This is a genomic window from Halorubrum sp. CSM-61 (assembly GCF_003781945.1).
Taxonomy (GTDB): Archaea; Halobacteriota; Halobacteria; order Halobacteriales; family Haloferacaceae; genus Halorubrum.
Map to the genome: position 1 here is coordinate 44,061 of NZ_RJJW01000010.1, position 26,087 is coordinate 70,147.

General features: G+C 68.4%; 23 protein-coding genes and 2 pseudogenes. 13 read left to right on the plus strand and 12 right to left on the minus strand.

The features are described 5' to 3' along the window. The first annotated feature begins 46 nt into the window (after nucleotides 1-46). Together EDM04_RS15660 and EDM04_RS15665 are read left to right on the plus strand one after the other, a co-directional pair. On the plus strand, nucleotides 47-1,591 hold the full coding sequence (locus EDM04_RS15660; protein ID WP_123623766.1) for an acyl-CoA carboxylase subunit beta: 1,545 nt from the start codon (nucleotides 47-49) through the stop codon (nucleotides 1,589-1,591). Then, entirely contained in the window at nucleotides 1,591-1,929 is a 339-nt protein-coding gene (locus EDM04_RS15665; RefSeq protein ID WP_123623769.1) for a hypothetical protein, read from the plus strand. The genes EDM04_RS15660 and EDM04_RS15665 overlap by 1 nt, the downstream gene beginning before the upstream one ends. 156 nt (nucleotides 1,930-2,085) lie before the next feature. Here EDM04_RS15665 and EDM04_RS15670 read toward each other — a convergent pair whose 3' ends face one another. Then, a complete protein-coding gene (locus EDM04_RS15670) occupies nucleotides 2,086-2,334 on the minus strand; it encodes a hypothetical protein (RefSeq protein ID WP_123623771.1) in 249 nt (82 codons plus the stop codon). A 140-nt stretch (nucleotides 2,335-2,474) separates the two neighbouring features. Between EDM04_RS15670 and EDM04_RS15675 the strand changes: the two genes are divergently transcribed. Then, a complete protein-coding gene (locus EDM04_RS15675) occupies nucleotides 2,475-4,382 on the plus strand; it encodes a biotin carboxylase N-terminal domain-containing protein (protein WP_123623773.1) in 1,908 nt (635 codons plus the stop codon). Between the two features lie 507 nt (nucleotides 4,383-4,889). On the opposite strand, the gene EDM04_RS15680 is transcribed toward EDM04_RS15675, so the two are convergent. Further along, nucleotides 4,890-5,732, minus strand: a complete 843-nt coding sequence (locus tag EDM04_RS15680; protein WP_123623775.1) for a 3-keto-5-aminohexanoate cleavage protein — start codon at nucleotides 5,730-5,732, stop codon at nucleotides 4,890-4,892. Next, nucleotides 5,729-5,995, minus strand: coding sequence for a hypothetical protein (locus tag EDM04_RS15685; RefSeq protein ID WP_123623777.1), 267 nt, complete (start codon nucleotides 5,993-5,995; stop codon nucleotides 5,729-5,731). Before EDM04_RS15685 ends, EDM04_RS15680 begins: the two co-directional genes overlap by 4 nt. 96 nt (nucleotides 5,996-6,091) lie before the next feature. Here EDM04_RS15685 and EDM04_RS15690 point away from each other — a divergent pair, with 96 nt between their 5' ends. The 3 genes from EDM04_RS15690 to EDM04_RS15700 all read left to right on the plus strand — a co-directional run bounded on the left by EDM04_RS15690 (nucleotide 6,092) and on the right by EDM04_RS15700 (nucleotide 7,693). After that, nucleotides 6,092-6,439 (plus strand): hypothetical protein, encoded by a 348-nt coding sequence (locus EDM04_RS15690; RefSeq protein WP_123623779.1) that lies wholly within the window; start codon nucleotides 6,092-6,094, stop codon nucleotides 6,437-6,439. Between the two features lie 144 nt (nucleotides 6,440-6,583). After that, nucleotides 6,584-7,078: a TRAM domain-containing protein gene (locus tag EDM04_RS15695; protein ID WP_123623781.1), complete on the plus strand. Its 495-nt coding sequence runs from the start codon at nucleotides 6,584-6,586 to the stop codon at nucleotides 7,076-7,078. A 117-nt stretch (nucleotides 7,079-7,195) separates the two neighbouring features. Then, the gene (locus tag EDM04_RS15700; protein ID WP_123623784.1) at nucleotides 7,196-7,693 is read left to right on the plus strand and encodes a Tfx family DNA-binding protein; all 498 of its coding nucleotides are present in this window, start codon (nucleotides 7,196-7,198) and stop codon (nucleotides 7,691-7,693) included. 91 nt (nucleotides 7,694-7,784) lie between these two features. Here the strand turns inward: EDM04_RS15700 and EDM04_RS15705 are convergent, their stop codons facing one another. Then, a complete protein-coding gene (locus EDM04_RS15705; protein ID WP_123623786.1) occupies nucleotides 7,785-8,891 on the minus strand; it encodes a succinylglutamate desuccinylase/aspartoacylase family protein in 1,107 nt (368 codons plus the stop codon). A gap of 91 nt (nucleotides 8,892-8,982) precedes the next feature. On the opposite strand from EDM04_RS15705, the gene EDM04_RS15710 reads away from it, so the two are divergent. Continuing rightward, a complete protein-coding gene (locus tag EDM04_RS15710; RefSeq protein ID WP_123623788.1) occupies nucleotides 8,983-9,810 on the plus strand; it encodes an MBL fold metallo-hydrolase in 828 nt (275 codons plus the stop codon). Between the two features lie 62 nt (nucleotides 9,811-9,872). After that, nucleotides 9,873-10,958, plus strand: a complete 1,086-nt coding sequence (locus EDM04_RS15715) for a molybdopterin-dependent oxidoreductase (RefSeq protein WP_123623790.1) — start codon at nucleotides 9,873-9,875, stop codon at nucleotides 10,956-10,958. Between the two features lie 6 nt (nucleotides 10,959-10,964). On the opposite strand, the pseudogene EDM04_RS15720 reads toward EDM04_RS15715, so the two are convergent. Beyond that, nucleotides 10,965-11,756, minus strand: a pseudogene (locus tag EDM04_RS15720) (RNA-guided endonuclease InsQ/TnpB family protein); the annotation flags it as partial. A 48-nt stretch (nucleotides 11,757-11,804) separates the two neighbouring features. Here EDM04_RS15720 and EDM04_RS15725 point away from each other — a divergent pair. After that, nucleotides 11,805-12,971, plus strand: a complete 1,167-nt coding sequence (locus EDM04_RS15725) for an ISH3 family transposase (protein WP_123619147.1) — start codon at nucleotides 11,805-11,807, stop codon at nucleotides 12,969-12,971. A 186-nt stretch (nucleotides 12,972-13,157) separates the two neighbouring features. On the opposite strand, the pseudogene EDM04_RS15730 reads toward EDM04_RS15725, so the two are convergent. Both EDM04_RS15730 and EDM04_RS15735 read right to left on the minus strand, forming a co-directional pair. Further along, nucleotides 13,158-13,670, minus strand: a pseudogene (locus EDM04_RS15730) (RNA-guided endonuclease TnpB family protein); the annotation flags it as partial. Nucleotides 13,671-13,896: 226 nt separating this feature from the next. Beyond that, nucleotides 13,897-16,407, minus strand: a complete 2,511-nt coding sequence (locus EDM04_RS15735) for a DEAD/DEAH box helicase (RefSeq protein WP_123623792.1) — start codon at nucleotides 16,405-16,407, stop codon at nucleotides 13,897-13,899. A gap of 283 nt (nucleotides 16,408-16,690) precedes the next feature. Here EDM04_RS15735 and EDM04_RS15740 point away from each other — a divergent pair, with 283 nt between their 5' ends. Continuing rightward, a complete protein-coding gene (locus EDM04_RS15740) occupies nucleotides 16,691-17,131 on the plus strand; it encodes a DUF5807 family protein (RefSeq protein WP_123623794.1) in 441 nt (146 codons plus the stop codon). 27 nt (nucleotides 17,132-17,158) lie between these two features. Here the strand turns inward: EDM04_RS15740 and EDM04_RS15745 are convergent, their stop codons facing one another. The 3 genes from EDM04_RS15745 to EDM04_RS15755 form a co-directional block, all read right to left on the minus strand. Beyond that, entirely contained in the window at nucleotides 17,159-18,811 is a 1,653-nt protein-coding gene (locus tag EDM04_RS15745; RefSeq protein WP_123623796.1) for a long-chain fatty acid--CoA ligase, read from the minus strand. 528 nt (nucleotides 18,812-19,339) lie between these two features. Beyond that, nucleotides 19,340-20,638, minus strand: coding sequence for a homoserine O-acetyltransferase (gene metX / locus EDM04_RS15750; protein WP_123623798.1), 1,299 nt, complete (start codon nucleotides 20,636-20,638; stop codon nucleotides 19,340-19,342). Further along, complete coding sequence (locus EDM04_RS15755; RefSeq protein ID WP_123623801.1) at nucleotides 20,635-21,933, minus strand: O-acetylhomoserine aminocarboxypropyltransferase/cysteine synthase family protein; 1,299 nt, start codon at nucleotides 21,931-21,933, stop codon at nucleotides 20,635-20,637. Before EDM04_RS15755 ends, metX begins: the two co-directional genes overlap by 4 nt. 156 nt (nucleotides 21,934-22,089) lie before the next feature. On the opposite strand from EDM04_RS15755, the gene EDM04_RS15760 reads away from it, so the two are divergent. Next, nucleotides 22,090-23,511, plus strand: a complete 1,422-nt coding sequence (locus tag EDM04_RS15760) for a DHH family phosphoesterase (RefSeq protein ID WP_123623803.1) — start codon at nucleotides 22,090-22,092, stop codon at nucleotides 23,509-23,511. 41 nt (nucleotides 23,512-23,552) lie between these two features. Here the strand turns inward: EDM04_RS15760 and EDM04_RS15765 are convergent, their stop codons facing one another. After that, nucleotides 23,553-24,116, minus strand: a complete 564-nt coding sequence (locus tag EDM04_RS15765) for a response regulator transcription factor (RefSeq protein ID WP_123623805.1) — start codon at nucleotides 24,114-24,116, stop codon at nucleotides 23,553-23,555. A gap of 144 nt (nucleotides 24,117-24,260) precedes the next feature. On the opposite strand from EDM04_RS15765, the gene EDM04_RS15770 reads away from it, so the two are divergent. Next, the gene (locus tag EDM04_RS15770) at nucleotides 24,261-24,989 is read left to right on the plus strand and encodes an ATPase domain-containing protein (RefSeq protein ID WP_123623806.1); all 729 of its coding nucleotides are present in this window, start codon (nucleotides 24,261-24,263) and stop codon (nucleotides 24,987-24,989) included. 82 nt (nucleotides 24,990-25,071) lie between these two features. On the opposite strand, the gene EDM04_RS15775 is transcribed toward EDM04_RS15770, so the two are convergent. Next, complete coding sequence (locus tag EDM04_RS15775; protein WP_050026366.1) at nucleotides 25,072-25,410, minus strand: helix-turn-helix domain-containing protein; 339 nt, start codon at nucleotides 25,408-25,410, stop codon at nucleotides 25,072-25,074. Nucleotides 25,411-25,595: 185 nt separating this feature from the next. Here EDM04_RS15775 and EDM04_RS15780 point away from each other — a divergent pair, with 185 nt between their 5' ends. Beyond that, on the plus strand, nucleotides 25,596-25,934 hold the full coding sequence (locus EDM04_RS15780; RefSeq protein ID WP_123623807.1) for a hypothetical protein: 339 nt from the start codon (nucleotides 25,596-25,598) through the stop codon (nucleotides 25,932-25,934). Nucleotides 25,935-26,087: the final 153 nt, after the last annotated feature.

Here is a 26,087-nt window from a genome sequence, read left to right on the forward strand (position 1 = left end):
GCTCGCCGACCCACGAGGTAATGACTCAGGGTGGTCCGGCGTGACGATGGACGACCGTATCGAGGACCTCCGCGAGCGCCGCGAGCGGGCGGCGAAGGGCGGCGGCGACGAGCGGATCGAGTCCCAACACGAGAAGGGGAAGATGACCGCACGGGAGCGCATCGACTACTTCCTCGACGACGGGACGTTCCACGAGTTCGACCGGTTCCGCACCCACCGGAACCACAAGTTCGGCATGGAGGAACAGCAGATCCCGGGCGACGGCGTCGTCACCGGGTACGGCGAGGTGAACGGGCGGAAGACGTTCGTCTTCGCCCACGACTTCACCGTCTTCGGCGGGTCGCTCGGCGAGGTGTTCGCCGAGAAGGTGTGTAAGGTGATGGACAAGGCGATGGACGTGGGCGCGCCCGTCGTCGGCCTCAACGACTCCGCGGGCGCCCGGATTCAGGAGGGCGTCGGCGCGCTCGGCGGCTTCGCGGAGATCTTCCGGCGCAACACGGAGGCGTCCGGCGTGATCCCGCAGATCTCGGCGATCATGGGCCCCTGCGCGGGTGGGGCGGTGTACTCTCCCGCCATCACGGACTTCACGTTCATGGTCAAGGACACCTCGCACATGTTCATCACCGGCCCGGACGTCATCGAGACCGTCACGGGCGAGGAGGTGAGCTTCGAGGAGCTCGGCGGCGCGGTCACCCACACCTCGACCTCGGGCGTCGCGCACTTCGCCGAGGAGAGCGAGGAGGAGGCGCTAGACGACATCGCGCGGCTGCTCTCGTACCTCCCCGCCAACAACGTCGAGGACCCGCCCCGCGTCGAGCCGTGGGACGACCCCGAGCGCGCCGACGAGGAGCTGGCCGACATCGTCCCGAACGCCCCCCGGAAGCCGTACGACATGAAGGAGGTCATCGGCAGCGTCGTCGACGAGGGGTCCTTCTTCGAGGTCCAGGAGAACTTCGCGAAGAACGTCGTCGTCGGGTTCGCCCGGCTCGACGGCCACTCGATCGGGATCGTCGCCAACAACCCGCGGGTGAACGCCGGCACGCTCGACATCGAGTCGAGCCAGAAGGGGGCGCGGTTCGTCCGCTTCTGTGACGCGTTCAACGTCCCCATCCTCACCTTCGAGGACGTGCCCGGATTCATGCCCGGCACCGATCAGGAGCACAACGGGATCATCCGCCACGGAGCGAAGCTTTTGTACGCCTTCTCGGAGGCGACCGTCCCCCTCCTGACGGTCATCACCCGGAAGGCGTACGGCGGGGCCTACTGCGTGATGTCGTCGAAGCACATCGGCGGCGACGTGAACTACGCGTGGCCCACCGCCGAGATCGCGGTGATGGGGCCGAAGGGCGCCGTCAACGTGCTCTACCGCGAGGAGCTGGCCGAGGCCGACGACCCCGACGCGCGCAGACAGGAGCTCATCGACGAGTACCGCGAGGAGTTCGCGAACCCGTACACCGCGGCCGACCGCGGCTTCGTCGACGACGTGATCGAGCCCGCGGAGACCCGCGCGCGGCTGATCGACGACCTCCAGATGCTGAAGGGGAAGCGCTCGGACGCGCCCGAGAAGAAACACGGCAACATCCCGATCTGATGGCGGCCGACGCATCCGAACCGGACGACGCGGCGTCCGAATCGGTCGACTCCGGGCCTCCCGACGGCGCCGCCGTCGGCCTCGACGGGCTCTCGATCCCGGACGACGCCGGCGACGCGGAGGCCGCCGCCATCGCCGCCGCGGTCGCGGCCCACCTCCGGGACGGCGAGCGCGCCGCGGCGGCTGCCGCGACCGCGGCGGACGGCGAGCCGGACTGGGAGGGCGATCGCTGGTCGTTCGCCGGTCGAGTCGATCGGCTGCAGAATCGGTCGGTCCGCGTGCCGGTCGACGCGCCGACCGACCCGTGGACCGCGGCCGGCCGCGCCGACCGGTTCTGAGTCCGAACGCGCGCATTCCCCCGGCGGCCCGCCTCGTGGCACCGTTGGACTCGGTGGCGAACCGCCGTGCGAGCCCGTCGCAGGGCGCGTCCGAGAATTCGTTCGATCGCGTATATAGCTACGCCCAATATCTGTGGTCGGGTCCACGCCGACGCGTCACGCCTCGCGCGACTCGTCGGCGTCGACGTCGCCGTCCCCCGGACTCTCGATCGGTTCGTCGATCCGTCCGCTCGCCGAGCCGCCGCCGAGGAGTCGGTTGAGGACGATCGGTACGACGCCCGCGAGGAGCGCGAGGACGCCGATCCGGACGAGCAGCGAGGCGTCGGTCAGGAGCGTCGCGGCGAGGTACGCGACCGCCGCGACCAGCACCGACGGCAACACGTAGGGGTTTCCGGCCGAGAGCATGTCCGGATGTGGCGTCCGGCAGGCTCTTAATCGTCTCGGGGAGCCGCGGAGTTCGCCGATTCGGTACGACGATCGTCGTCACCGACCGTCGTCGCGGACCGATAGAATGAGGTGGGTTATGGTGGAATGACGGTGTAAGAATGTTCGATAAGGTTCTGGTCGCGAACCGCGGGGAGATCGCGGTTCGGGTGATGCGCGCCTGTGCGGAGCTGGGTGTCGACACCGTCGCCGTGTACAGCGACGCGGACAAACACGGCGGCCACGTCCGATACGCCGACGAGGCCTACAACGTGGGCCCCGCCCGCGCCGCCGACTCGTACCTCGACGGCGAGGCGGTCGTCGAGGCCGCGCGGGCCGCCGGCGCCGACGCGATCCACCCCGGATACGGCTTCCTCGCCGAGAACGCCGACTTCGCGGCTCGCGTCGAGGCCGCGGAGGGGATCACCTGGGTCGGCCCCGCCAGCGACGCGATGGAGCGGCTCGGGGAGAAGACCCACGCCCGGCGCGTGATGGACGACGCCGACGTGCCCATCGTCCCGGGGACGACCGAGCCCGTCACCGACGCCGAGGCCGTGACCGAGTTCGGCGACGAGCACGGCTACCCCGTCGCGATCAAAGCCGAGGGGGGCGGCGGCGGCCGCGGGATGAAGGTCGTCGAGAGCGCGGACGAGGCCGAAGAGGCGCTCGAGTCCGCCAAGCGCGAGGGCGAGGCGTACTTCTCGAACGACTCCGTCTATCTCGAACGCTACCTCCAGAACCCCCGCCACATCGAGGTGCAGATCGTCGCGGACGACCCGGCGGCGGGGTCCGACGGCGGGAGCGGCGACGGGGACGCCTCGGTCGCCGAGAGCGACGTGGTCCACCTCGGCGAGCGCGACTGCTCGCTCCAGCGCCGCCACCAGAAGGTGATCGAGGAGGGGCCGTCCCCGGCGCTCTCCGACGAACTGCGCGAGAGGATCGGCGAGGCCGCCCGCCGCGGCGTCGCCGCCGCCGACTACACCAACGCCGGCACGGTCGAGTTCCTCGTCGAGGAGGACGTGGACCGCGACCCCTCGGAGCCGCTCGGGCCGGACACGCCCTTCTACTTCCTCGAAGTCAACACGCGGATTCAGGTCGAACACACCGTCACGGAGGAGCTGACGGGGATCGACATCGTGAAAGAGCAGCTCCGGGTGGCCAGCGGCGAGGGACTGTCCGTCTCGCAGGGGGACGTGGCGCTCGAGGGGCACGCGATCGAGTTCCGGATCAACGCCGAGAACGCCGCGAAGGAGTTCCAGCCCGCCAACGAGGGCCGGCTCGACACGTACGACCCGCCGGGCGGGATCGGCGTCCGCGTCGACGACGCGCTCCGGCAGGGCGACGAGCTCGTCACCGACTACGACTCGATGATCGCGAAGCTGATCGTGTGGGCGCCGGACCGCGAGGAGTGTCTCGCGCGCTCGAAGCGCGCGCTCGCGGAGTACGATCTGGAGGGCGTCGTCACCATCGTCCCGTTCCACCGGCTCATGCTCGACGATCAGCGCTTCGTCGACGGCACCCACACCACGAAGTACCTCGACGAGGAGCTCGACGACGAGCTGATCGCGGAGGCGCAGGAGAAGTGGGGCACCGAGTCGTCCGCGGGCGGAGATGACGACGAGGAGGTGTCCGAACGCGAGTTCACCGTCGAGGTGAACGGCAAGCGCTTCGAGGTCGAACTGGAGGAGCGCGGCGCGCCCGCGATTCCGGTGCCCGAGGGCGGGGCGGGTGGCGCCGGCGGGGGCGGCGGCCAGCGCCCCCCGCAAGCGAAGTCGGACGATGACGGCGAGGGCGACAGCGTCGACGTCGCTGAGGGCGGCGAGGCGATCGAGGCGGAGATGCAGGGGACGATCCTCTCGGTCGACGTCGACGAGGGCGACCAGGTCGCCGCCGGCGACGTGGTCTGTGTGCTCGAAGCGATGAAGATGGAGAACGACGTGGTCGCCGAGCGCGGCGGCACCGTCGCGAGCGTCCACGTCGGTGAGGGCGACAGCGTCGACATGGGCGACGTGCTGATCGTCTTGGAGTAAGGTCGAGCGTTTTCCAGACGCGGTCGTTTACGAGCGTTCGGCGGCTCTGCGGCGAGCGGATCCGAAGTCTCTGTAGACTACTTATAGATGTTTGACAGTAGGTCGACAGCGGGCACCTCCCAGGCCCCAGTCGCTCGCTTATAAGTGGCTGCTGGCGACGGATCGTCGATAAACACTGCCAAAGCCCCAGCCGCGACGGCTCGCGCACCTCGTTGCGCTCCTCGCTCGTTCGCGTTGCTCACTCGCTGCGGTGCTTACGTCGGTGAGCTTCGCCCTCGCGACTGCCCCTTTGAGTCCAACCCCGACCGCACCGCAACCGCAGCCTCACGCCTCCCCAACCTCGTCGGCCTCCCTGCGGTCGGCCGACTCCCTCGCGCGTGCGGTTCGTGGCCCTTTGGGCCACTCACCGGCACGCGCCACCGCGTCGTTCATTTATAAGGAAGCGTCTCCGTCCCCCGCGCTTTTTAAATGCCGTATCGCCATCGAGATTCTCGACGCACACTCCCGTTACCGACCCCGCAGACCGAGCAGCTCCCGCGTCTCCGCGGGCGTCGCTACCGGTCGACCCAATTCCTCGGCGATCCGCGCCGCTCGCGCGACCAGTTGCTCGTTGGTCGCCAGCTCGCCGCGCTCGTAGTACCGGTTGTCCTCCAGCCCGACCCGGACGTGCCCGCCGAGGAGGATCGACTGCGTCGTCAGCGGGAGCTGGTGCGGCCCGAACCCGATCACGTTGAACTCGACGCCCTCGGGTAACGCCTCGACCCGATTCACCAGGTTCCGCGGGTGCGGCGGCGACGTGGTGCCGCCGCCGAACAGGAAGTTGAGGTACGGCGGGTCCTCCAACTCCTCCAAAATTGCCAGCGACTCGTTGAGGTGGCCGTCGTTGAACACCTCCAGTTCGGGCTTAATCGACCGCTCTTTCATCTCCTCGTGCAGCGACGCCACCAGCCCGCGGGTGTTCTCGGAGGTGAGCCGCTCGTAGCGATTGAGCGGCCCCATGTCCAGCGACGCCATCTCGGGGGCGGGATCGGTGCGCAGGGGCTCGTGGCGGAGGGCGTCGGGCGCGGCGGTCCCGCCGGTGGAGTGCTGGAGGACCGCGTCGTCGGTGGCGTCGCGGACTGCGTCGGCGACCACCTGAAAGCGCTCGGTCGAGAAGGCGCGCTCGCCGTTGTCGCGGCGCGCGTGGAGGTGGAGCACGCTCGCGCCCGCCTCCTCGCAGGCGGCCGCCGCGGCGGCGATCTCCTCGGGGGTCTCCGGGAGGTCGGGATGAGCCTCCTTCCCGTGGACGCCGCCCGTGAGCGCCGCGGTGATGACGACCGGCTTCCCGTCGAGGTAGTCGTCGTAGGTCATCGGTCGGCGTCGGGGCGCTCGCCCCCCTCGGACGACGACTCGGCCTCGACGTAGAACTCGCAGTCCGCCTCGGGATCGAGGCCGTAGCGCGCGTTACAGATGTCCGCGCGCATCGGCTGCACGAACGACCCCGTCACGGTACAGAACGCGCGGGGCTCGTCGAAGGAGCCCCCGTCCGAGTCGGTCCCCTCCGAGTCAGTCCCCTCCGAGTCGGCCCCGTCACCCTCCGTGCGATACGCCAAGTGTGGACACGTCTCAGCCATGGCGGACGGAAGCGGGCGAGCGGCTTGAAACCACGCGTCGGGTGAGGGGGCGTCCTGACCGACGCTGTTTAACCGAACGCCCGAAAATGGGTCGGCATGGAGCCGGTCGACGACTGGCGCGCGGCGATCGCGGAGGCCGGGGAGCTGACCGGCCCGATCGCCGCGGCCGTCGTCGACGAGCACGGCGACCGGGGGCAGCGCGCCATCGAGGCGGTCGGTGAGGGGCGCGTGAAGCGCTACCGCGACTTCACCGTCGTCGTCGGCCACGACGACGAGTACGTGGTCGAGGAGGGCGAGTGCAACTGCGCGGACGCGACCTACAACCTCGACGCCGACGACCCCTCCGAGCGCTGCTGGCACGCGATCGCGGTCGACGTGGCGGATGCGGTCGGCGCGGTCGATCACCACGACATGTGGTATTCGGAGGTCCGAGAGTTCCTGTGAGCGGGGACCGAGAGCGGAACCGGCGGCCGAGCCAGCCGCACTCACCCGGACGAGCCGCCGTTCACCCGGATGAACCGCCGATACGCCGGATTTTTCGATCGCCCAGTCGAAAACGTTTCAACGGCGGCCGGTCTCCCGTACGGTATGGCGGACTGTCCACTCGCCGACGAATGCCCCAGTTTCGACGAACGAATCGAGGGGATGGGGTGTCAACACTACGGCAACAAGGGCGGCGCGGAGTGGTGTAACCACTACGATATGCCCATCTACGAACTGAAACAGCAGCCGGTCCAGCCCGGCGAGCAGGTCGTCGTCGAGGTCGACGACATCCACGAGAGTGGAGCCGGCGTCGGCCGCACCGACGACGGCTTCATCGTCCTCGTCGACGGCCTCCTTCCCCCGGCGCGCGCGGAGGTTCGGATCCACCGCGTGAAGTCGAGCCACGCGACCGCACAGGACGTCGTCGAGCGCCTCCCCGACGATCCGGAAGAGGAAGAGGGCGACGACGGCGACGAGGCCGGAGCGAGCGACACCGACGCCGACGCCGACGACGCGGACGGAGACGACGAGGGCGACCGTCGCCGCGACCGCCCCGACCGCGAGCGGCTCGGCAGCCGCGAGAACTTCTGGGGCAAGTAGGTCGCGTCCCGGGGGACGGCCCCACCCCACGGACAGTCCGGACGCTACCGATCCGCGTTTCGTTTCTCATCTCACCGAAACCGCCGTTTTTTGAGCGGGCGTCCCCTGACGACGCGTATGGTCGCAGACGACGGGGGCTCAGGGCCCGACCCCGACCCCGACGACGTCGACGCCGCGGCGCTGTTGGAGCGCGCGGGGTTCGACGCGGACGAGAGCGTCCTCACTCGCCGGCAGGCCGAGGTGCTCGCCCTCCGCGAGCGGGGGCTCCGGCAGTCCGACATCGCGGACCGACTGGGCACGTCGCGCGCCAACGTCTCCAGCGTCGAGGCCAGCGCCCGCGATAACGTGGCGAGCGCCCGCGAGACGGTCGCGTTCGCGGAGGCGCTCTCCGCGCCGGTCCGGGTCGAGATCGAGCCGGGGACCGACCTCTACGACGCGCCGAAGCGCGTGTACGACGCCTGCGACGAGGCGGGCGTGAAGGTGAACCAGACCGCGCCCGACCTGATGAAGACGATCGGCGACCGCGCGGGCGACGCGGTCCGCGGGCGCGAGGTGCGCGACCGGCTGTTCGTCACCGTCGACGCCACGGGGACGATCCGGGTGCGGCGGCCCTAGGTGGCGCCGGAACCCGCTCCGCAGCGCCGGATCACTCCTCCAGCCGCTCGGCCACGCCGGATCACTCCTCCAGCCGCTCGGCCACGCCGGATCACTCCTCCAGCCGCTCGGCCACGCCCACGAGCGTCGCGCCCGCGGTCACGGTCGCCTCGCGGGCGATCGAGTAGACGATCCCGTCGCGGTCGGCCGCGGCGGTCTGGAGCGGCTCGAACGTCGCGGGGTCGTGAACGACGCCGAGCCGGTCGCCCGCCGCGACCTCGTCGCCGACCGAGAGGCTGGACTCCGGCGTGAACAGCCCGGAGTCCGCGGCCTCGACGCGACCGAGATGGTTCCGCGCGACCGTCCCCTCCCACGGCGCCGGCTCGCCGGGCAGGACTCCCTCGTGGCGGAGCACGCCGACCATTCCCTCGACGCCGACCGCGACCGCCTCGGGGACGACCTCGCGGCTGTGCGCGAGCTCGGGGGTGACCGTCGGGATCCCCTCGCGGGTGGCGGCGACGCGGAGCTTGCCCGCGAAGCCGCGCTTGGACCACTCCGTGTCCGCCTCGTCATCAGAACTCGTCGAGTTCTGATCGGCTCGCAGATCTTCCGATTTGCGATCGTCGCCCGCGGCCTCCGCGAGCAGGAGGTCCGTGCCGAACGCCTCCGCGAGCCCCCGGCAGGCCGCGTCGTCGCGCATGTACACCGCGTGGGTGAGCATCGCGGGCGACCCGGTGTGGAGGTCGACGACCGCGTCCGCCGCGCTCGCGAACCGCCACAGCCGGGCCGCCATCCGCTCGTGGAGGGTCCCGTCGGCGTCGCCGGGCCAGCAGCGGTTCATGTTCGAGTGGACCGCGTCGAGCGACTCGGGCGTGGTGTACGAGACGCGGTCGAAGGTGAGCGGGTCGGCGACCGGGACCGTCACGAGCGTGCCGGCGAGACCGCCGTCGCCGAGGTTCCCCTCGGAGCCCGCGTCGACCGCGTCCTCGCTCGTCCCCGTCAGCCGCTCGTGGAGCCGGCGGAGCGCCGCCGTCCCGTTCACTTCTCGGCCGTGTTGGGCCGCCTGCGCGTAGACGAACGGGCCGCCGTCTGCGGGAACGTCGAGTTCGGGACCGTCCGGGCCGTCGACGAGGTCCCCCTCGCCGTAGACGTGGACGGTCGTGCGGATCGGGACCCCCGAGGGGACCCGCGCGAGGACGAGGTCGCTGGCGTCGTGCATACCGGAGGGTCGGCCCTGAAGCGTTTATAAATCGGGGCGGAATGCGTCGATCAGGGACGCTAAGTCGGTGGACCGTCGACCCCGATCCGAGATGCGGGTCACCCTCCTCGGCACCGGCGACACGACCGGGACGCCGACGGTCGGCTGCGACTGCGACACCTGCGCCGCGGCGCGCGAGCGCGAGGTCTCCCGCTCCCGGTTCTCGGTCCACGTCGCCAACGAGCGCACCGGCGAGTCGCTGCTCGTCGACTTCAGCCCCGACTTCCGGAGCCAGTTCCTCGACAACGACGTGTCGCTGCCCGACGCCGGGCTCGTGACGCACATCCACTTCGACCACCTCGACGGGCTCGGCAACGTCTACCGGCTGGTCGACGGGCTCCCGGTCCACGCCCCGTCGGAGACCGACCCCGCCACCGACGAGAGCGTCGCGGAGACGATCCGCGCGAAGTACGACTACCTCGAAGACCGGATCGGCGTCCACTCCCGCGAGCCGTTCGAACCGTTCGAGACCTGCGGGTTCGAGGTCCGGTTCGTCCCCGTCGACCACCCGCCGCTCCTGTGTTACGGCGTCGTCGTCGAGGACCCGGAGACGGGGGGCAAGCTGTCGCTCACGGGCGACACGAGCTACGACGTCCCGGAGGAGTCCCGCGAGGCGCTCGCCGGCGCCGACCTCCTGCTCGCCGACGCCATCGTTCCCGCGTCGCTCTGCGACCACCACCCGATCGGCGGGCGCCACGAGGGGCCGGACGGCGTCCCGCGCACGTTCGGCACGAAGCACATGACCCGCGAGGGCGCGCTCGCGCTCGCCGACGAGCTGGACGCCGATCGTACCCGGCTCGTCCACCTCGCGCACTTCTACCCGCCCGACGAGGCGTTCGAGGAGCCGCTCGCGGTGGACGGGGAGACCTACGAGCTGTAAGCGGGGACGGCGAACCGCCGCGGACTGTACCCTTTTGTCTCGCTAGCACGTACCACGTGCAGATGGCCGCGACGGACCGACTCCGGGCCGCGCTCGACCGCTTCGAGCCGCCGCCGCGCGCGGTCGACTGGTCGCTGTTCGCGTTCGTCGTCGCCGAGGCCGTGACGGGACTCGTCTCGTTCACGGTGGGCGCCCCGGAGGGGTGGCCGCTGTTCTGGCTTCACCGCGCGCTCGGCGTCGCGATCGTCGCGCTGCTCGCGTGGAAGCTCGCGCGGGTCCGTCGCCGGCTCACCGATCCGGAGCTGTGGCGGCGGTCGACCGCCCTGTCGGTCCTGACGCTCCTCGCCGCGCTCGGCGCGCTCGCGACCGGGATCGCGTGGGTGTTCGGCCTCGACGTGCGGGTCTCGTACTGGACGCTCCTCTCCGTCCACGTCGGCTTCGGGCTCGTTCTCGTTCCGCTCGTGGCCGCGCACGCCGCGACCCGGTTCCGGCTCCCGCGCCGCGTCGACTTCGAGCGCCGCCGGACCGCGCTCCGGTACACGGTGCTGCTGGCCGCGGGCGCGGCGGCGTACCGGCTCCAGCAGGGGGTCAGCGATGCGCTCGACACCGCCGGTGCAGACCGGCGTTTTACCGGATCGCAGCCCCGCGAAGGTGCGGGGAACGCGGCCTTCCCGATCACCTCGTGGGTCGCCGACGACCCCGATCCGATCGACCGCGACGAGTACCGGTTGACGGTCGACGGGCTCGTGAGCGATCCGGTCGAACTGACCGCCGAAGAACTGGCCGCGGGCCACGAGACGGAAGCGCTGCTCGACTGTACGAGCGGGTGGTACACGGTCCAAGAGTGGGGCGGGACCCGCGTCGGCGACCTGCTTGACGCGGCCGGCGAGCTCGACGACGACGCCGCCTACGTCCGGTTCACGTCGGTTACGGGGTACCGCTGGAGCCTCCCGATCGACGAGGCCCGAGACGCCCTCCTCGCGACCCATGTCGGCGGCGAGCGACTCTCGCACGGCCACGGCGCGCCGGCCCGGCTGGTCGCGCCCGATCGGCGGGGCTTCCAGTGGGTGAAGTGGGTGACGCGCGTGGAGGTCCGCGCGGAGTACGACCTCGGGCAGTGGGTCGTGACGCTGGTCAGTGGGTCGTGACGCTGGTCAGTGACCCACGACTGAAGTCGTGGGCTTGTCAGTGGACTCGCCTTCTGCCGTCGAATCGACGGAGGCGATAAATTCGCCGTTCAGGTTCAACGTCCCTGACGTCAGCGCACACTGACAGGGTGCGCCTCCACTCGAAGACGTTTGCCCCGAGCAGAGACGTTTGAGGAGTTTCCGAGCAATGTTCTTGCTCGCGTTATAATCCGCGTTCAGCTCGTAGTCGCATTTTTGACACACGAACTGGTGTTTCGACCGCCGATTCTTCTCGTGGGTAAAGCCGCACTTCGAACACCGCCGGCTCGTGTACGCCGGACTCACCTGCTTGACTTCAATATCGAGCATCTCGGCTTTGTACTCGACGTACTCGTACAAGCGCCGGAACGCCCACGCGTGGAAGCGCTTCGCACCGGCCATCCGATCACGTATATCGGTCAGGTTCTCGAACGCGACGTGCGTACACCCGTGGTCGCGAGCTTCGTCGAGAATCAGGTTCGAGGCACGATGGAGTTCGTCCCGCATCCAGCGGTGTTCGCGGTCGTCCATCGACTGGATTGATAAGTGTGCCGACCGCGTCCCCGTCTGTTGCATCGACCCGCGCGTCTTCTCAAACTCGCGGCGTCGATGGTTCATCTCGTCGGCGTTCCCGATGAATTCTCCCGTGGAAGTCACAGCAAGCGAGCCGTCCACGTTCAGATCGACGCCAAGGACTGTTCTGTGCTTGGCATTGGAAGCAGTCGTGGACCGCTCGTGCTCGTCGCGTTCGGTGCGGCGCATACGCGCGTGGAGGTAGAATCAGTACATCACAAAGCCGGTTAGTTGAGACGTCTGCTTGCTGAAGGTGTGTCTAATACCAAGCAAGCAGACGGTGAAATTCACGAGGACCAGCTTCTTAACTTCCTCGTCAACTCCCTTGACGAGGAAGTTGCCCTCACACTCGCTGAAAACGCTGAACTCGATGCTGAAGACATCTACGAGGTCCTCGTCGGCGCGTGCGCCGACGGGACCTCGGTCTCAACGCTCTGTGAGAAAAGCGAAGATGCTCCCCACGAAAATTCGGTTCTCTACCATCTCCGCACCAAGTTCGATCTTGAGACGCTCGAACAAGTCGGAAACGCGCTCCTTCAGAAGGACGTCCTCGACGTCCTTCCCCAGCAGGTGGAGGTCGTTTCAGACCTCCACCTGCGGCCCTACTACGGCGACGAAGATGGGACAGACGGCTTGTATCACTCACAAGCGAAGCGTGGAACGACTGCGTTCCACGCCTACGCCACACTCTACGCGCGTGTGAAGAACAAACGCTACACGCTGGCGGTGCGCCGTCTCGAAGACGGCGACACCGCCAGCAGTGTCCTCGCAGAGTTTCTCGGTATCCTCGACGGCCTTGACCTCGAGGTCAAGGCCGTCTTTCTTGACCGCGAATTCTACGACAGCAAGTGTTTGACGCTGCTTCAGGCACACAACCACGCCTACGTCATGCCGATCGTCCGCTGGGGACAGACGATCAAGCAAGAACTCTCGGAAGGCTGGAGTCGCGTGATTCAACACGACATGACGGCGAAACTCGACGGTCACAGCTGGACCGTCGAGTTTCCCGTCTACATCGACTGTACGTACCAAAACGGACGGTACGACGAACATGGAGTGGCGCGTCACGGCTACGCCGCTGACGCGCCGTTCATCAATTCACCACGAGACGCTCGATACCACTACGCGAAACGCTTTGGTATCGAGGCCAGCTACCGACTCTCCGAGCAAAGTATTGCGACGACCTCGACACAAAATCCGGTCGTACGGCTGCTGTACGTCGTGGTGAGCTTGTTGTTACAGAACGTCTGGCGGTATTTACACTGGGAGTACGTGGCGACGCCCCGCCGTGGAGGGCGTCGCCTCTGGAAGTGGTCGTTCAAGGAGTTCATCAACATGATTCAACGGGCAGCGTGGACGGCCCTCGCGACGCGTCGGGCCGTCCCCGCAAACCGACCACCAGACGACCGGTTTACTCGCTAATCTCCGACCGGGCTAGCCTCCGCCAGGAGTGGCGACGCTGTCGCGTCGGCGGCAGCCGCCGCCGACAGCGACAGCTCTCCGTCGGTTCGTCGACGATCTTCTCGTCAAGACCACCCAGCACAACCGCTCCACCACAGAACTCAGGCTTCAGAAACAGCTAGCTGAGGATGCTTTGTGAGGTACTGAGAATGAGTCGGTCGAGCGGTCGTACTGAAGCGTGGACATCCGGAACTCGTACTCCTCGCTCAGTAGGTACTCGCCGATCGGTGTTCCCGTGGGATCGTCGGGAATCACGTACTCACACTCGACGCGCCCGTTTATTGTTGAAAGAGATACGTGATCGCGGTGGAACGTCGCGGAGCGTTTGTCGTAAACGACGCTCCACGCGTCGAACTGTGGTTGACTGGTGGTCTCGTCCTTTTTGAGTCGGGCGACGCCGCTTTTCGTAGCCTCGATAGCGCGACGAATCCCCTTTTGAACGAGGTTCGCAGTGAGTGCTGTTTCGTTTCGAAGGGGCTCGTAGAGCGCGTTCTCGGCTTGTTGCTTCGAGGTGACGCAGTACTCGTCGGGGTATCTCCACGCCCACGCCGCGGTGGTGTTCGCACAGTGGAGAAACTGGTCTTTCGTCTGATGGAGGTCGTCGCACCGCTCGTCGGGCACGTCAAGTTTGACTTTGACGGTGCGGATCATATCCCCCATCTGTATCTCACATGTTAATCTATTTATTTATAAATTCTACGGCTGGTAGTGGGGAGTCAGGGTACTATCGCTCGTTGTATGTTGCGGGGTGTGTCGGATTCCTCCCACGTCATCAGAACTCTATGAGTTCTGATCGGCTCACGAGACGCAAGCGTCTCGTGAACGGCTGAAGCCGTGGGATTCCTCCTTGTTACTCTGTGACCGGCGCGGCGGTGGGATCGCGGGGCTACTCGTACTCGCTCCCGACGACCTCGCGGATGCGCTCCGCGGTCACCGGGCCGACGCCCTCGACCTCCAGTAAGTCGTCCTCGGGCGCCGTCATCACGGCCTCGACGGTGCCGAAGTGTTCGAGGAGGGTCCGGGCCGTGACGGGACCGATATCGGCGATGGAGGAGACGACGTACTCCTGCTGTTCCGCGCGGGTCTTCGTCGTCTTCTCGCCGTGGACGCTCACCTCGCGGTCGCGCGTCTCCTGTTCGCGCTTGGCGATGGTCGCGAGCAGTTCGGTGGTGTCGTCTTCGCCCTCGGTGCGGAGGACGCTCACGTCGAAGTCGACCGCGAGCGACGCGAGCGCGCCGCGGATCGCGTTGGGATCGATGTCGCGCTGCCCGTAGAGGTTCGTCCCCTCGACGACCATCACGGGGCGAGCGTACGCTCGCGAGAGCTCGCCGACCTGCTCGAACATCGACCGGTCCGAGTCGAGCATCGAGTCGACGAAGTCGGCCGCCGACTTGCGCTCGACGGCGACCCGGTCGGAGAGCACGTAGTCGCCGACCGCGAGCGTCTCCAGCCGGGTGACGAGCCCGTCGCGCGTCGAGAGGTCCTTCGCGATCGAGGAGTCGAGCTCGCGCTGGTCGACGACGACCTCGACGCCCTCGTCGACACCGGCGGTGGCGACGACGCCGCCCTCAGCGTCGGTGTCGTCCTCGTCGCCGTCGTCCGGTTCGGACTCGTCGCTCGACTCGTCGGCGTCGCCGTCCCCGCCCCGCGCTTCCGCCGCGAAGTCGGTGAGCCCGGCGTCGTCGCCGTCGCCAGCGGCGCCGTCGTTGGCGTCGACGCTGTCAGCGTCGGCGCTGTCCCCGGCGTCACTGTCACCCGCGCCCTCGTCGGCTTCCGATCCGACGTCGTCGCTCTCCCCGTTGGATGCCCCGCCGAAGGCGTCCAGTCCCGCCTGTCCGTCGTCGCCGACGGTCTCCTCGATGTCGTCGGTGGCTTCCTTCAGCTCGGCGAGCTGACTTGCCATCTTCTTCTCGCGCCGGCGAGAGATCCAGAAGAACGCCTCGTCGCGGGTGTCCTCGGCCATCAGGACTACCACCTTCCCCTCGGCCTGCCGACCGGTCCGGCCCTTGCGCTGGATCGATCGGATCGCGGTCGGAACGGGTTCGTAGAAGCAGACCAGATCGACCTCGGGCACGTCGAGCCCCTCCTCGGCGACGCTCGTGGAGACGAGCACCTCGAACTCGCCGGCCTTGAACTCGTCGAGCGTCTCCTGCTGCTGTTTCTGGCTCATCCCGTCGGAGCCCTCCTTGTCGCCCTGTCCGACGAACTTCCGCACGTCGAAGCTCGCGGAGAGGAACTCCACGAGCGCCTCGGCGGTGTCGCGGGACTCCGTAAAGAGGATCGCGCGCTCGCCCTCGTTGATGCCGAGGGTTTCGGCCAAGAGAATGCGCGCCTTCGAGAACTTGGGGTGGAGCCCGTCGAACGACTCCGCCTTTCGCATCGCCTCGCGCACCTTCGGGTCCGCGACCATGCGCTGGCTCGCCTTCGAGGCGCCCGACGACCGGGCGGCCTCGCGCTGGCGCTCGAAGTAGCGCCGGACGGACTCGACCGACTGCGTCTCGACCAATTCGGTCGCGCGCCGGAGCTTCATCACCTCGGCGTGGGTGCTCATCCCCTTGTACCCGTCCGACTGGTCGTTGTCCATCATCTTCTTGAGCTTCCCCCGCATCTCGTTGAGGTCCCGCTGCGAGAGGTCGGGGTTCGTCGTGTTCGTCACGCCCAGCGACTTCAGCTTCTCCAGCCGGTCCGTGATCACTTCGTTGAGGGCGTCGCGGATCTCGAGGACCTCGTCCGGGAGCGTCACCTGCTCCCACTGCACGTCGGTGTCGTGGGTGTACTCGTCGACGTCGGCGTCCTCCTCGGTCATCACCTCGACGTTCGCGAGCCCGAGGTTCTCACAGACCGTCTCGATCTCCTCGGTGTCGCCGCCGGGCGAGGCCGACATCCCGGTGACGAGGGGATCGGCCGCGTCGGCGTGGTAGCGCTCCGCGATGTAGACGTACGCGTAGTCGCCGGTCGCGCGGTGGCACTCGTCGAAGGTGCAGTGGGTCACGTCGCGCAGCGAGATCCGGTTGCCGACCAGGTCGTTCTCGACGACCTGCGGGGTCGCGATCACGATCCGGGCGTCGTCCCACAGCGCGGCGCGGTCGTCCGGCTTCACGTCGCCGGTGAACACGACGATCTCGTCGTCGGGAATGGAGAGGGCCTCGCGGTAGAAGTCCGCGTGCTGCTGAACGAGCGGTTTGGTGGGCGCTAAAAAGAGAGCCTTCCCGCCCGCCTCGTGGAGGCGCTCGGCGGTGACGAGCAGGCTGACCGTCGTCTTGCCGAGGCCGGTCGGGAGACAGACGAGGGTGTGTTCGTCCGCGGCGGCCTCGGCCAGCTGGAGCTGGTAGCGGCGCCGCTGGAGGAAGTCGTCGACGAGCAGGGGTCTGTCGATGCCGGCGGCCTCGGTCGCCATCGGGGGTCCTTGGCCGGCACCGGCCTAAAGCCTTCGCGAAGCGGGGTGAAAGTTAACAGTCGCCGGACCGCTCCTCTCGGAGTTCCTCCGGCACGTCCTCGTCGACCAGCTCCGCCCACTCGGCAAGCCGGTCTCCGGATGGGGTCTGCGCACTCATCAGACGACGGATCTCAGTGGTACGTATTAACAGTTATCCCGATTCCGCGTGATCTAACATCGGTTCGACACGAAACGATCCGCCGCGACTCGCACGCCTTTTACCGCTCACGCGCCTCGGGCCGGCATGAGCAACCTCGACGAGTTCCTCGCGGGCGAGCGGCTCGACGACGTGGTCTTCTACGTGAGCGACGCGTACCTCGACGACGACTCCCGGCTCCGGAGCGTCGGCACCGAGACCGATGGCGGGGTCCGGCTGATCCTCGACGGCGAGACCGGTCGGTCCGCGTTCCAGGCCGGCACGGGCATGGGCGCGATGGAGTTCGCGAAGACGGCGATGGGCGCCGAGGGCGAGATCGCTCGCTCGCTCGACGACGGGGACTGCCCCTTCGCCGAGGAGAACCCCGACGACGACCACGGGATCCGGTTCGTCTTCGCGTTCGCGGAGGCGCGAAACGAGGAGGTCGGCGGCCTCTACGCCGAGGGAGACGTGGTCCACGCGTACGCCCACTGCACGTGCGGCGAGAGCTACTCGCACAAGTGGGTCGTCGGCGAGCGGAGCGACTGAGAGACGGGAAGCGCCCTCAACCCGGGCTCACTCGGAGTCGGGCGCGTCGCCTTCCGGCACCGATCCCTCGACGAGCGACTGGTCGGCGTACCGCTCCCGGAGGTCCTTCTTCGAGAACTTCCCGGTGGCGGTTTTCGGCACCTCGTCGATGAACTCCACGGCGTCCGGCAGCCACCACTTCGGGTACTCCTCGCGGAGCCCCGCCTCGATCTCCTCGACCAAGGCGTCGCGGTCGACGCCGTCGGCCGCGACGACGAACGCGACCGGGCGCTCCTGCCAGCGCTCGTGCGGGACGCCGATCACGGTCGCCTCGCTCACGCCGTCGTAGGCCATGATCGCGTTCTCCAACTCGACGCTGGAGATCCACTCGCCGCCGGACTTGATCACGTCCTTCGTCCGGTCGACGAGCTGGAGGTACCCGTCCTCGTCGACGGTGACCACGTCGCCGGTCTTGAGCCAGCCGTCGACGAACTCCTCCTCGCTGGCCTCGGGCCGTTTGAAGTACTCCTTGGTGACCCACGGCCCGCGGATCCGAAGCTCGCCGAACGCCTCGCCGTCCCAGGGGATCTCCTCGCCGTCCTCGTCGATGACCTCGAACTCCAGCCCGGGGACGACGAGCCCCTGCTTCGAGCGCTTGTCGACCTGCGTCTCGTAGTCGGCGTCGCGCAGGTCCGACGTGAGATGGGAGACGGTGCCGATCGGCGACAGCTCGGTCATCCCCCACGCGTGGAGCACCTCGACGCCGCGGTCGTCGTACCACTCGATGAGCGACTGCGGCGCGGCCGCGCCGCCGACGATCACCGTGTCGAGCGTCGAGAGGTCCACGTCGTTCCCCTCCGCGATGTATTCGCGGAGGCCGAGCCACACCGTCGGCACGCCCGCGGAGATCGTCACGCCCTCCTCCTCGATCAGCGCGGCGAGGTCGGCCGGCTCCGGCGACGGTCCCGGATAGACGTGTTTCGCGCCCGCGGCGGTCGCGGTGAAGGGCATCCCCCACGCGTTGACGTGGAACATGGGGACGACGGGCATGACCACGTCGGAGTCCTCCATCGGGATCCCCTGCGGCGTCTGGGAGGCCATCGTGTGGCTCCACAGCATCGACTGCGTGTACTCGACGCCCTTCGGCTTCCCCGTGGTGCCGGAGGTGTAACAGAGCCCGGCGGGCTGGTCGCTATCGAGGTCGGGCCAGTCGTACTCGGTCGACCGGTCCGCGACGAACTCCTCGTAGGGCGTCGCGTCGAGCGCGTCGATCTCGTCGGATCCCATCACGACGAAGTCGACGCCGTCGAACTCCTCCGCTCCCTCCGCGGCGCCGGCGAGCTTCGGCGCCAGCGACGGGTCGACGAAGAGTATCTCGTCGTCGGCGTCGTCGACGATGTACCGGATGTGCTCGTCGGGCAGCAGGGGGTTGATCGTGTGGAGCTGCGCGCCGGCGCTCGGGACGCCGAAGTACGTCTCGAAGTGGCGGGTGTGATTCCAGCAGAACGTCGCGATCCGGTCGCCGCGCTCGATCCCGTGCGCGTCCAAGGCGTTCGCGAGTCGAGCCGTGCGATCGGCGTACTCGGAATAGGTGTGTCGCGTGCGTCCCTCGTGGGTCCGGGAGACGATCTCGGTGTCCGGGTACAGTCGTTCGGCGCGCCACAGGAACGGTCGCAGCGTCTGGGAGTGTCCTCCGGGCATACCTCACACACCACGGAGTCGAGAACTATGAACGTTATCATGGTTGATCGTGATAGTTAGTGGTGAGAGCGTTTGACGACGAAGTCGCTCGGTGATGCGTGATTAACTCCGAGGCAATGAACACCGCCAAAGCCCCAGCCGCTCGCTTATAAGTGGTTGCTTACGGCGGATCGGCGGTGAACATCGCCAAAGCCCCAGCCGCTCGCTTATAAGTGGTTGCTTACGGCGGATCGGCGGTGAACATCGCCAAAGCCCCAGCCGCGAGGCGGGCAGACGCTCGCTGCGCTCCTCACTCGTTCGCTCCGCTCACTCGTTGCGGTGCTTGCGTCGCCTCTGCCCGCCTCGCGGCTGCCCCTTTGAGTCCCCCCGACCGCACCGCACAGCACCTCACGCCTCCCCAGCCTCGTCAGTCGCCTCCGCTTCGCTCCGGCGACTGACTCCCTCGCACGCGCTGACTCGCGGTCGCCGGTGGCGACCGCTCGCAGGCGCGCGCCGACAGCACGTCGGAAATAGCTGAAAAGCCGTCAGCTACCCTCTGAAGAGGCTCGCGTGCACCGGTGCGTGGTCGGGTTCGGGACGCGGGGACTCGTCGCCCTTCCCGCCGCCGTCGGAGACGGCGCGACCGGCGGTGCCCTCGGCGAGGAAGTCGCGGAGCGGCGGCCCGACGTGCTCGGGCTCGACGAGGAACGCGTCGTGGCCGTGGTCGGAGTCGATCACGTGGTGCGCGACCGGGGCGTCGCCGGCGCGGAACGCGTCGGCGAGCGACGACAACTGCTCGACGGTGAAGTGCCAGTCGGCGGTGAAGCTCAACAGGAGCGCCTCGCCCTCGAAGGCGGCCAGCGCGTCGGCGTCGGTGCCGTGGCCCGCGGAGAGGTCGTACTCGTCCATCGCGCGCGTGAGGTAGAGGTAGCTGTTCGCGTCGAACCGGTCGCTGAACCCCTCCGCCTGGTAGTCGAGGTACGACTCCACCTCCCGGTACGGGAAGAACGCCGCCGTCGGCTCCGGCGGGAGCCCCAGGTCTCCCTCCTCGCGGGTCAGCGAGTCGCGGCCCGCGGAGCGACGCCCGAACTTGCGCTCCATCGACGCCTTCGAGAGGTACATGATGTGGCCGATCTGACGGGCCAAGGCGAGCCCCTCGTCCGGCGAGGGGCGGCCCTCGCCGTAGTAGTTCCCTCCGTTCCAGTTCGGGTCCGCGCGGATCGCCCGCCGGGCGACCGCGTCGAGCGCGAGGCACTGGGCGTCGAGGCGACCGGCGGTCGCGATGGCGACCACGCGGTCGACGTCGTCCGGGTAGCGCTTCGCCCACTCCAAGGCGTTCATCCCGCCGACGCTCCCGCCGACGACGGCGCGGAGCCGACCCACGCCGAGGTGGTCCAGCAGGCGGCGCTGCGCGCGCGCCCAGTCCTCGACCTGCACCGGCGGGAAGGCGGTTCCCCACCGGTCGTGGTCGGGCTCCTCGGGGAGATCGAGGTCGGCGGGGCGCTCGCTCGCCGGTCCCGTGGTGCCGTAACAGGAGCCGGGGACGTTCGCGCAGACGACGTAGTACTCGGTGGTGTCGATCGCCTTCCCCGGGCCGACGATGTCGTCCCACCACGCGCGGGCCTGTCCGGCCTGCCCGGCCCCGCGGGTCCCCTCGTCGCGCTCCGGCGCGGGCGACCGGGCGACGTTCTGGCTGCCGGTGAGCGCGTGGCACACCAACACGACGTTGTCGCCGTCGAACTCGCCGTGGGTCTCGTAGGCGACCTCCAGGTCCGGGACCGACTGGCCGCACTCGAAGACGAACTCCCCGAGCGAGGCGACGCCGTGATCGGTCGGCGTCGCGCTCATGGGGATCGCTCCTCGGCGGCGCGCGCGCCGGCCGCGAGCCCCCGATCGAGGTCGGATATCACGTCGTCCGCGTCCTCGATCCCGACGGAGAGCCGGAGCATCTCCGGGTAGACGCCGGCGAGGCGCTGCTGCGTCTCGTCCATCTGCGCGTGCGTGGTCGAGGCCGGGTGGATGACGAGCGTCTTCGCGTCGCCGATGTTCGCGAGGAAGCTCGTCAGGTCGACCGCCTCGCAGAACGTCTTGGCGGCCTCGAAGCCGCCGTCGACGCCGAAGGTGACCATCCCGCCGTAGTCGTCGAGGTACTCGGCCGCGTTGTCGTGGCTCTGGTGGTCCTCGAAACCGGGGTAGGCGACCCAGTCGACTCGGTCGTCGTCGCGGAGGAACTCGGCGACGGCCCGGGCGTTCTCGCAGTGGCGCTCCATCCGGAGCGGGAGCGTGTTGAGCCCCTGGATCGTCTGCCACGCGTCGAAGGGCGACTGCTGGCCGCCGGTCGGTCGGACCCCGCGCTGGCGGGCGACGTTGGCGAAGGCGGCGTCGCCGAACTGCTCGACGAAGTCGATCGGGAACGCCGGCGACTGGCCGTCGAGCTCGTCGTAGTCGGCGTCGGGGTGGTCCCACGGGAACTGCCCGCCGTCGACGACGACGCCGCCGACGGTGGTACCGTTGCCCGTGATCCACTTCGTCGTCGACTCCCAGACGACGTCGGCGCCGTGCTCGAACGGCCGGCAGAGGTAGGGGGTGGCGAAGGTGTTGTCGACCACGAGCGGGACCGCGTGCTCGTGGGCGATCTCGGCGAGCCGCTCGAAGTCGGGCGTGACGAGCGAGGGGTTCGCGACCGTCTCGACGTGGACGAACGCGGTGTCCTCGTCGATCACGTCCGCGTACGCCTCGTAGTCGAGGGTGTCGACGAGCCGCGCCTCGACCCCGCGGCGGCTCGCGATGCTCGTGAGGTACGCGGCCGTCCCGCCGTACATCTCGGAGCTGGCGACGACGTTGTCGCCCGCGCTCGCGAGGACGGTGGCGATCGCGTCGAGCGCGGCCATCCCCGAGCCGGTCGCGACCGCGTCGGAGCCGCCCGATAGGTCGGCGATGCGGTCCTCGAGGACGCTCACGGTCGGGTTGGAGAGCCGGGAGTAGACGTGGCCCTCCGCCCGGAGCGCGTACATCTCCGCCGCCGCGTCCGCGTCGTCGAAGACGAAGGAGGTCGTCTGGTGGATCGGGGTCGCGCGCGACCCGGTCGCCGGGTCGGCCTCGGCGCCGGCGTGGAGACTCCGGGTGTTGAACCCACGTGTCATGTGTGTAGTGCATATATCTACAAACGTCTATAACCGTCAGTTACGGCAAGTGATGCCTCGGCCTGCGTCGAAGCGGCGGGAGCGACCGGATGCTGTCGTCTCCGACCGAGCGCCCGAAGCGTGAGTTTATCCCCGATCGCGAGCCTACCGTCGGTAATGGCAGTCGCCGATCCCCCCGTACCGGAGCTCGCCGCACGCGCGAACGCCTGCGCCGATCGGCTCCGCGCCGCGGACCGCGTGCTGCTCGCGTCCCACATCGACGCCGACGGGCTCACGAGCGGCGCGATCGCGTCGACGGCGCTCGAACGGGCCGGGATCGACCACGAGGTCGTCTTCGAGAAGCAGCTCGACGCCGAGTCGATCGCCGGCATCGCCGCCCGCGAGTTCGACGTGGTGTGTTTCACCGACTTCGGCTCCGGCCAGCTCGACGTGATCGGCGAGCACGAGGACCGGGGCGACTTCGTCCCCGTGATCGCCGACCACCACCAGCCGGCCGACCGGGACACGGAGTTCCACCTCAACCCCCTCCTGGAGGGGATAAACGGCGCGAGCGAGCTGTCGGGCGCGGGCGCCAGCTACGTGCTCGCTCGCGCGCTGGAGGGTCCGGACGCCGACAACCGCGACCTCGCCGCGCTGGCGGTCGTCGGCGCCGTCGGTGACATGCAGGACTCCGACGGCGGGCTCGTCGGCGCCAACGAGGCGGTCGTCGTCGACGGCGTCGACGCCGGCGTCATCGAGACGCAGACGGACCTGGACCTGTACGGCAGGCAGACGCGGCCGCTCCCGAAGCTGCTGGAGTACGCCTCCGACGTGAAGATCCCGGGCGTCTCGAACGACGAGGCGGGCGCGATCTCCTTCCTCACCGACCTCGACGTCGACGTGAAACGCGACGGGGAGTGGCGGCGCTGGGTCGACCTCGACGGCGAGGAGCGACAAATTCTCGCGTCCGCGCTGATGCGTCGCGCCGTCGCCTCCGGCGTCCCCGCCGACCGGATCGAAGCGCTCGTCGGCACCTCCTACACCCTCGTCGACGAGGAGCCGGGCACCGAGCTACGGGACGTGAGCGAGTTCTCCACCCTCCTCAACGCCACCGCCCGGTACGAGCGGGCCGACGTGGGGCTCGCGGTGTGTCTCGGCGACCGCGGCGACGCCCTCGCCGAGGCGCGTCGGCTCCTCCGGAACCACCGGAAGAACCTCTCGGAAGGGTTACAGTGGGTGAAAAACGAAGGCGTGACTCGCGAGGAGAACCTCCAGTGGTTCGACGCCGGCTCGCGGATCCGCGAGACGATCGTCGGCATCGTCGCCGGGATGGCGATCGGCTCGCCGGCACTCGACCGCTCGAAGCCCGTGATCGCGTTCGCGGAGGAGAGCGCGGAGGAGCTGAAGGTGTCCTCGCGGGGGTCACACGCGCTGGTTCGGCGGGGGCTCGACCTCTCGGCGGTGATGCGGGAGGCGAGTCAGGCGGTCGGCGGCGACGGCGGCGGGCACGACGTGGCCGCGGGCGCGACCATCCCGACGGACGAGCGCGACGCGTTCGTCGCCGAGGCGGACCGGCTGGTCGGCGAACAGCTCTCGTAGCGAAACGGGACAGCGGAAGTCGGAACGTCGGTTGGGCGTCGTCAGGCCTCGCCGAGGTCGCGGAACATCGCGCGGTAGTCGTCGGACGACAGCGATTCGCCGAGCTCGTCGATGTCGGCGTCGAGCGTTTCGAGCCGATCGACCAGCTCTGCGTACGCCTCGTTCCCCTCGCGCTGGGCGGCCGGCTTCTGAGCGTCGAGCACCGCGCGCTTGCTCGCCAGCGCCGCGGCCTCCTGGATCAGGTCGTCGTACTCGCTGCGGGTCAACAGCGTGTCGATCGCCGCCAGCAGCTTCGAGCGGCTGACGGGCTTGGTGAGGTACAGGTCGAACCCCATGTCGATGATGTCGAAGTCGGGCTCGACCGCGGTGACCATCGCGACGCGGCAGTCGTACCCCGCCTCGCGGATGTGATCGAGCACGTCGTCACCGCTCCCGTCGGGGAGGCGCCGATCGAGCAACACCACGTCGACCGCGCCGTCGACTCGGTCGATCGCTTCGGCGGCGGTCTCGGCGAGGTCCACGTCGTATCGCTCCTCGAGGAAGCCGGCGTACAGCGCGGCGATGTCGGGCTCGTCTTCGACGACGAGGACCGATGGCTCGCTCACCGCCGATCACCGCCGGGGGCGACGGGGGACGCTTCACCGGGCATACAGGAAGGGGCGGCGTGTCGAGGAATAAACCTGTCGGCGTCCGTGCGGCCGGTCCGTCGGATCGTCTTTTATATACTCCCGTCGCCAAGAAAGGGACGAATGTCAGAACTCGTCTCCACGGGGGTCGAGGGGCTCGACTCGATCCTCTCCGGCGGAATCACGGAGCGATCGACGGTCCTCGTCTCCGGAAACCCCGGTACCGGCAAGAGTATCTTCGGAATTCAGTACCTTCATCACGGCGTCACCGAACACGACGAGCGCGGCGTGTACGTCTCCTTCGAGGAGGACGAGGCGGACATCCGCGGCGCCGCGAAGTCGATCGGACTGGAGGGGTTCGACGACGCCGTCGACAGCGGCGACATCGTCATCCTCGACAAACGCGAGATGCTGCGCGAGACCGACTTCTCGACGGCGGTCGACAAGCTCCTCGACACGATCGAGGACGGTGACTTCGATCGACTGGTGCTCGACTCGCTGTCGATGTTCCAGCTCTTCTTCGACGCCGAACAGGAGAAGCGGACGTACCTGCTGAAGTTTTCGGACATTCTCAAGGCGAACGGACTCACCTCCCTGCTCATCAACGAGCAGGGCGCGGTGTTTCCGGACACCGAGGTCGGACTGGAGAACTTCCTCACCGACGGCAACATCTACTTCATCCAGACGCCGACCGACTCCGGCGTCAACCGGTACGTCTGGGTCGCGAAGATGCGGAAACAGGACATCGATACCGACATCTTCCCGATGGAGATCGGCGAGGGCGGGATCACCGTCCACGAGCGGGCCGGCGGGTTCTCGATGATGGGACGGTCCGAGGAACCCTCGTTCTGACGCCCGGGGAAGAGACGAACGAGAAGGCGAAGGGGAGACGAACGCGGTGTGTCGGGGACGATCGCGGAGCGGGGACGAACCCTTACTGTCCGGACGAGAGGTCGCGCCACACGTCGTCGAGACGGTTCTTCACCGCGGAGCGCTCCTCAACCTCGACGGTGAGCCCGTCGCGGAAGTCGACCTCGACGCCGTCGACCTTCCGGCGGTACACCTTCACGCGGCGGTGCTCGTCCGAGAGCGGGCGGTCGTGAAGCTCCAAGAGGTCGGCCTCTTCCAGCTCGTTGATCCGGCGGTAACACGTCGCGATCGGCACGTCAAGCTCGTCGCTGAGATCCTGTGCGGACTTCGCGTCACCGGTCGCGGTCAGGATATCCGTGTTATACTTGTTGCCGAGCACCGTGATCAGATCGTCCCCCACCATTCACGTTATCGTTGTTGATTTTTTGAGCTTAAAAGGGTACCGGTGATCGACCTCGGTCGAGAATCCGGTCCGGTAGGGCGGCGCACGGCGGTGCCGGGCGTTCGGGGGGAGCAGCTATTCGCGGATGTTATCGCCGGTGATAGCCGCCACCGTAGGTTTATATCCCGACTCCGGCCACGGTGGGTATGGAGCTCATCGAGGGGCTGTATCTCGTGACGACCACCGTGCTGGCGGGCGCGAGCGCGACGCTGCTCGCGTTCGCGGTCTCGGCGTACCGATCCTCGGGCCGAACCGCGATGGCGTACCTCGCGGTCGGGTTCGGACTCGTCGTCCTCGCCGCCGTGGCGACGCCCGTCGCCGCCTTCCAGACATCGTTCGCGAACCCGCAGGCGCTACTACTCGTCAACACCGGGCTGCTGGCGGCGTCGATGGCGCTGGTCGCCGGGAGCCTCGCCGTCTACGAGCCCGGCACGCGGGAGTTCGTGATCCCCGACTCGGAGCTGACGCGAATTCAGGAGCGCTGAGGCGACGCGGATCGACCACAGACGGGGCAAACGAAGCGGGCAGCGCCGGGGCCAAGCAGCTTCGAGAAGGCCGCCGATCGCACGCGAGAGACTTGCAGACGTGTGCGGATCGCGACCGATCTGCCCCGATCATCCGGAACTCTCACAGATCCA